The sequence below is a fragment of the Magnetococcales bacterium genome, from assembly GCA_015231925.1.
Classification (GTDB): Bacteria; Pseudomonadota; Magnetococcia; order Magnetococcales; family JADGAQ01; genus JADGAQ01.
Genome location: JADGAQ010000290.1, coordinates 1 through 3,524, shown reverse-complemented (window position 1 = coordinate 3,524; position 3,524 = coordinate 1). Strand labels below are relative to the sequence as shown.

Sequence of the window (3,524 nt, the reverse complement as noted above, 5' to 3'; positions counted from 1 at the left end):
CAGGGCGCTGCCCTGGACCCGTCGGGGGGGATAATCCCCCCCGAACCCCCGTACACCTGAACAGATATATAAATTTTAAGATACAATCAGCTTCTCCGGATCACAATAAGCCTCTTTTGGAACGATCACCCCCGTCTCTTCAGAATAGTTCTTCCGATCCAGCAATACACAAAACCGCTCGTGCAGGGTCTCCACGGCCATGGCTTCTTCCAATGCCCTCCGTTCCCGTCGGGGCACACTCACCACGTAGCGTTGCAATACCCGTGAGGCCTTGGCCAGAAATTTTACTTCGGGATGATGCTGGGCTCGCAAGTCTTGAATCATCTTCAGCGCCTTTTCATCCCAGGGAATGATGACCGGCTCCTGAACATCCTCGATGAGCTGAAACTCCGACGCCGCCTGGCGAAATTGGAAGAGAAACGGATTGGCCAGGGTATCCCCCAGCTTGAAGCAGTACATGATTTTATTTCTATCCCAGCCCTCTCCAAGCTCCCCTCCCTTGTGCCAATAATGCAGTTTAAAATAGTGTTCGATGGCCGCCATGGAGAGCAGGTTCTCCTGATAATCCGGCAGAGCCATGACCTCCCCGGCGTGTCCGGCGGCCTGTTTCAAATCCCCCGGAAGGAGGAAGCGGCTTTCCGCCGGCTGAAAAACCCGTGTAATGCCCAAGCCCTCCAGTTGGCCCTCGCGATTGCAACGACCCGCGGCCTGGGCGATGGCATCGAGACCGGCCAGGGAGCGATAGACCACGGGAAAATCGATATCCACCCCCGCTTCCACCAACTGGGTGGAGACCACTCGACACGGGGCGTTCGGGCTTTGCAACCGCGCCTTGATCTCCTTGAGCTTCCGGGTGCGGTGTTCCGGGCACATCAGGGCGCTGAGATGGAAACACCCTTCCCCGCCCGTCTCCTTGCGGAGTATTTCGTAGAGTTCCCGAGCGTGTTTGCGGGTGTTGACGATGGCCAGCACCCGTTCCTGCGCCATCAGTTGGGCAGCGGTCCCCTCCAGCGTGAGTTTCCCCGCCACCTCGACCCGCACCCGCCGCAGAGCGGCGTGCAGCGCGGCGGTATCGGGGATGATCTCCCGCACATGGCTCAAGCCGATTTTGAAGTTCTCCCGCTTTTCCAACGCCGGTTGAGTGGCGGTACACAGCACCACGCTGCAGCCGTAGTGCGTGACCAACTCCTGCAAGGCGCGCAGACACGGCTCCAGCAGGTCTACCGGCAGGGCCTGAGCCTCGTCCAACACGATCACCGAACGGGCGATGCGGTGCAGTTTGCGACAGCGTCCGGGGCGATTGGCGAAGAGGGTTTCGAAAAACTGTACGTTGGTGGTGACCACGATGGGGGCGTCCCAGTTTTCCGCCGCCAGGCGTGAGCCCATCACCGTCGGATCCTCGGCATCGAGACTGGCGTGATGTTCCAGCACGATGCCCTCCCCCAGCGCATCGAAAACCTCCCGATAGACGCGGGCGTTCTGCTCGATGATGCTGGTGAAGGGAATGGCGCAGATGACCCGTCGCTGCTGGTGACAGACGGCATGTTTCAGAGCGAAGACCAGGGACGAAAGGGTTTTGCCCCCGCCGGTGGGCACGTTGAGGGAGAAGAATCCCGGCGGGAGGGGCGCTGCCTGACGGCAATGGTCCACTACCTGCCGCCGACGGCGCTGCACCTCGGTTGCGGCGCTGGGAAAGGTTTTGGCCAGATGGGCCTCCAGGTGTTCGGCCAGATCGGCCAGGGAGGGGAAGACCTTCTCCCGGAGATCCGATTGATCCGGGTTCATGAAGTGTTCGGTGGCCAGGAAATCGGCGTCCGTCAGGCAGGAGAAGAGCATGCGGGTCAGAAAGGCGCAGGAAAAGCCTTTGGCAGGACATGGCAGACTGTTTGGCAACCCGGTGGCGGAGAGAAACTCCGGGGGAACTTCTTCCTGCCAGGGTTTGACGGGCTTTTGCAAGCGGCTTTTCAGCCCACTTTCGCCTTCGCACTGCCAATCCGGCAATCCCGCGTGATGCCCGGCGATGGCAAAGGCCAACAGCGTACCCAAACCGGGAAGCTGTTTGGCCGCGTGTTGCGCTCCCGCGCTGGAGTGGTCAACCCTGCCCCTTTTTTCCAGGGCGTGGGCGTCCTCCTCGGCGGAGAGGAGGTATTTCTGGAATTCGCGGGAGCCTTTACCCAGGTCGTGCCAATACCCCAGCAAGCGCCCCGCCGCGCGGAGGAAGGCGACACGTTCGGCGTGACCGGGAGGAACCATCGCCTCGGCGAAGGCCCCCGCCCGAAGAGCCGTCAGGCGGGCGTGACTCTCCTCCCCTGCAAAAAGGGGCTCCCGTCGATCGGATTCTTTGTGAATATGGGCGTAGAGAATAGCACTCACCAATTATCACCCTTCTGAAAAATGGCCTGTTTGGTTGTTTGTACAGGACCATCTCCACCAGGGCAAGAAACTATTTTATAGATAAGTTTTGGTAGATATTTTACGCATTTTTTATTATAATTTTTAGATAAATAATATAAATATAATCTTATTATAATATTATTTACAAATAAAATCCGAGGCCCCGGACTTTCGCCACAGGGCCTCGGAACGAGGGGACAACATCACGAGACAACAACGTGCCAGAATCAGTACCCTTCGATCTCTTCGGGAAGCAATCCATCCAGGGAATCCAAACGGTAACGGCCATCCGGCATGACCTTATCCCGCAGGGTGCCATGTACCCGAACGGAAGAGTATTGCCCGGCTTTGCTGTTGTGCTGCCACCAGACGACCTTCAATACCTGCATACTACCAGCAGGACGGGCGGAGGATTCATCGTTTTCGAACAGCTTGGGCAGCACCTGCTTGATGGCCTGGGCATCCGCGTCGGAAAACCCGGTTCTCTCCGCCAGTTGTGGATTCATGCTGCCAAAAAAGAGGTAAACGCCGTTATCCACCCGGTGTTTCATGCCCATGGTATCGGAGCCGCGTTTGCTGCCATCGCCTTCGCCACTCACACTCTTGGTGATCTGGGTGCTGGTAATATCGACAGGCTCCACACTGAACGCCGATTGAACGGTGACAGGGCCACGGATGCCAACGGAAACGCCTTCACTGTCATTTCCTGATTTTTTGAAGGCGAAAAGCTGTCCAAAAGCTCGCACGTCAAACCACTTTTTACAGGCTGCGTCAGCCGTCCTTTCGCTCTCATAATCCTTGCCCAATCCAGCTTTGGCCCGTTGGACGAGACTCTTGAACTCATCCGTCTTGCGGTCGTCGGATTGAACAAATATGGCTTGCCCGGCTTCGGCCAGACGATCCCGGATTTTCCGCTTGAGGGCCACATCGGTGACTTCTCCCCGGTTGGAATAATCCGTGCGTGGCCGGTTGCCGTTCAGCGGATCTCCGTTGGGATTGGCATTGCGCACCTGAAAGATAACGGCAAAGTCGATTTTGTTGCTCAACGTAGTCACTATCGTCTCCTTATGGTATCTGTTCAGGCATACGGGGGTTTGGGGGGGATTATCCCCCCCAACGGGTCCAGGGCA

Annotated in this window: 2 protein-coding genes; both read right to left on the bottom strand. The window is 57.6% G+C overall.

The genetic code is table 11. The annotated features are described in order from the left end of the window. Window positions 1–75 precede the first annotated feature (75 nt). Window positions 76–2,373, bottom strand: coding sequence for a CRISPR-associated helicase Cas3' (cas3, locus tag HQL56_18885; protein MBF0311582.1), 2,298 nt, complete (start codon window positions 2,371–2,373; stop codon window positions 76–78). A 248-nt stretch (window positions 2,374–2,621) separates the two neighbouring features. Next, complete coding sequence (gene cas7c / locus HQL56_18880) at window positions 2,622–3,449, bottom strand: type I-C CRISPR-associated protein Cas7/Csd2 (protein ID MBF0311581.1); 828 nt, start codon at window positions 3,447–3,449, stop codon at window positions 2,622–2,624. Window positions 3,450–3,524: the final 75 nt, after the last annotated feature.